Here is a 3,060-nt window from a genome sequence, read left to right as displayed (position 1 = left end):
GCCCCCGGAGCGACTCCCTCGTCATGGCCGAAGCCTTTCCCATGTGGCGTAGGCCACGCCCGCTTAATTTGCATATCAAATGCAAGTTTCAATACCGTTTCGATCAGTCGAGCGATCGCACCGAACGATCGAGCCTTCGAGGAGTCCCCATGCTGTCCGAGCAGTCAGCGGCCACCGTCCGCGCCACCCTCCCCGCCGTCGGCGCGGCCATCGGCGAGATCACCGAGCGCTTCTACGCCCGGCTGTTCGACGCCCACCCCGATCTGCTGCGCGACCTGTTCAACCGCGGCAACCAGGCCGCCGGCACGCAGAAGCAGGCGCTGGCCGGCTCCATCGCCGCCTTCGCGACCTACCTGGTGAACAACCCCGACCAGCGGCCCGACCTGATGCTGGAGCGCATCGCCCACAAGCACGCGTCGCTGGGCGTCCTCCCGGAGCAGTACCCGGTCGTCCACGAGCACCTGTTCGCGGCCATCGCCGAGATCCTCGGCGACGCGGTCACCCCCGAGGTCGCCGCCGCCTGGACCGAGGTCTACTGGCTGATGGCCAACGCCCTCATCGCCATCGAGAAGCGGCTGTACGAGCAGAGCGAGCAGACCGGCTGGCGCGAGTGGGAGGTCGTCGAGCGGATCGAGGAGACCGCGGACGTGGCCACCTTCAGGCTCCGCCCGGCCGACGGCGGCCCGGTGCCCGGCTACCGCGCCGGACAGTACGTCTCGGTCGGCGTGAAGCTCGAGGACGGCGCCCGGCAGATCCGCCAGTACAGCCTGACCGCGGCGCCCGGTTCGCCGGTGCGGCAGTTCGCCGTCAAGCGGGTGGCCGGCGACGCCACGACCCCCGACGGCGAGGTCTCGAACCACCTGCACGCACAGGTGCGCGTGGGCGACGTCCTGCAGCTGTCCGCCCCGTACGGCGACCTCGTCCTCGAGGACACCGACGCGCCGCTGCTGCTCGCCTCCGCCGGCATCGGCGTCACCCCGATGATCGCCATGCTGGAGCAGCTCTCCCTCACCGGCCACAGAGCCCCGGTGACCGTGGTCCACGCCGACCGCTCCCCCGCCGTGCACGCGCTCCGCTCCGACCACGAGGCGTACGCGGCGAAGCTGCCGGACGCCCAGGCCGTCTTCTTCTACGAGCAGGGCGCCGAGGACGCGGCGGGTGCCGGGCGGCCCGGCCTGGCCGACCTCACCGACGTCGACGTCCCGGCCGGCACGCGCGCGTACCTGTGCGGCCCGCTCCCCTTCATGCGGGCGGTGCGCGAGCAGCTCCTCGCCAAGGGTGTGGCCCCGGCCGACATCCACTACGAGGTCTTCGGCCCGGACCTGTGGCTGGCCCGGACCGCGGCCTGACCGAGTCCGCCGGCCCGTGCGAGAAGCCGGCCGGGGCGGTGCGTACCGCCCCGGCCGGCTTTTCCGTGTCCTGGTGCGTCTCACGGTGTGCGTCCGCCCGCTCAGGAGGCCGCCCGGACGCTGGGCAGTCCCAGCAGCAGCGGGCCCGTCGGGGCCGCGACCATGTCGGCGACCGTGAGGGGGCCGAGCGTGGCGTAGAAGGCCTCCTGGGCCCGGCGCAGGGCGCCGCGCAGGCGGCAGTCGGAGCTGAGGGGGCAGGGCGTGGTGCCGTCGCAGTCGGCGACGTCGCCCTCGCCCTCCAGGGACCGCACGAGCGCGCCGATCGAGGCGTTCCGGCCGGCCTCGGTGAGGCTCAGGCCGCCGCCGCGGCCGCGGCGGGCCGTGAGCAGCCCGCGGTGCTGGAGCTCGGCGACGATCTTCGCGGCATGCGTGTACGGCACGCCCATGTCCGCCGCGACCTCCCGGGTCGTGGGGGTGGACCCGCCCGCGACGGCGAGCCGCATCAGGACGCGCAACGCCATGTCGGTGGAGCGCAGCAGCCGCATGCGGCCAGGGTAGATAATATGCATCTGGCATTCAACTTATCGGCCGGGCTCCCTTTCGGCGCTTTCGCCCCACCCCGCCGTGCGCGAGCGCACGCGCGGCACCAGGGGGCGCCGGCTCGCCCGCCTGACCGGCCGTCATCCGCGCGGGCTCGCCCTCGAAGGGGCACGTCGGCTTCCGCCGCCCCCGGCACCGGGGCGTCCGGCTTCAGCCGCCGTGCGTCCGCTGTTCGTTGCCGAGGGGCGGACACGCGTGCGTGTGCAGGACGGCGTCGGCGACGTCCTCGGGGCGGTCGAGCATGAGCAGATGGCCGGCGGGGCCGCTCACCCGGAGCGTGCCGTCCAGCGCCGCGGCCAGCGCCCGCTGCCGGGCCAGCCAGTGCTGCCGCCGGTGCGGGGACCGGCGGGGGTCGTCCGCGGCGAGCACGGTGACGGGCAGGCCGGACGGCAGCGGCCGTGACCGGCGCAGGGCCGCGAGGGCGACGGCCTGGTCGGCGTAGGTGGCGTTCTCGGCGAGGGCCGCGCGCAGCCAGCGGCTGGTGGAGTACGCGCGCCGGACCAGGTCGTACGACGCCGGTTCCCCGCCGCCGACCCGGCCCTCCCGGACCGCCGCCCGACGCAGCGAGGGCCCCGCCACGCGCGGCAGCCCGGCCGCACTCGCCAGCGTGGCGCACGCGCGCGTGGCGGCGTTCCGTACCGCGCGCGCCCTGCGGGGACGGGGGTGCTCCTCGACGCTGGAGTCGACGAGCACGAGCCCGGCCGCCCGCGCGGGGAACAGCCGGGCGAAGGCCTCCGCGTGGAACCCGGCGAGCGAGTGCCCCACCACCGTGGCGGGCCCGTCCAGACCGAGCACGTCCAGGACGGCCGCGATGCGCCGCGCCTCCCCGGCGAGCGTCGGCCACGCGCGCGTGTACCCGCTGAGGCCGAGTCCGGGACGGTCGAAACGGACGACGGTGCGGTGCGAGGAGAGCAGGGCGACGACGGGGTCCCAGTCGAACCAGCACATCCCGAGCCCGGGGCTGAGCACGCAGAGCGGTCCCCTGCCGTCGACGACGGCGTGGTGGACGACACCGCCGATCCCGACGAAGGTCATGGCCGCCTCCCCTGCTTCCGTAAGGGCATCATGACCCCCTCGGGCGCGCCGGCGCGTGCGAGGGGGTCATGATGCC

3 protein-coding genes are annotated in these 3,060 nt (G+C 74.7%); 1 reads left to right on the top strand and 2 read right to left on the bottom strand.

The features are described from left to right. Window positions 1-149 precede the first annotated feature (149 nt). Entirely contained in the window at window positions 150-1,349 is a 1,200-nt protein-coding gene (locus C1I97_RS34290; protein WP_111006897.1) for a globin domain-containing protein, read from the top strand. 101 nt (window positions 1,350-1,450) lie between these two features. On the opposite strand, the gene C1I97_RS34285 is transcribed toward C1I97_RS34290, so the two are convergent. Continuing rightward, window positions 1,451-1,894, bottom strand: a complete 444-nt coding sequence (locus C1I97_RS34285) for an RrF2 family transcriptional regulator (protein ID WP_111006896.1) — start codon at window positions 1,892-1,894, stop codon at window positions 1,451-1,453. Between the two features lie 205 nt (window positions 1,895-2,099). Then, window positions 2,100-2,984 (bottom strand): alpha/beta fold hydrolase, encoded by an 885-nt coding sequence (locus C1I97_RS34280; protein ID WP_111006895.1) that lies wholly within the window; start codon window positions 2,982-2,984, stop codon window positions 2,100-2,102. Window positions 2,985-3,060 lie beyond the last annotated feature (76 nt).

Source organism: Streptomyces sp. NTH33 (assembly GCF_003236365.1).
Taxonomy (GTDB): Bacteria; Actinomycetota; Actinomycetes; order Streptomycetales; family Streptomycetaceae; genus Streptomyces.
This window is presented reverse-complemented; position numbering and strand designations above follow the sequence as displayed.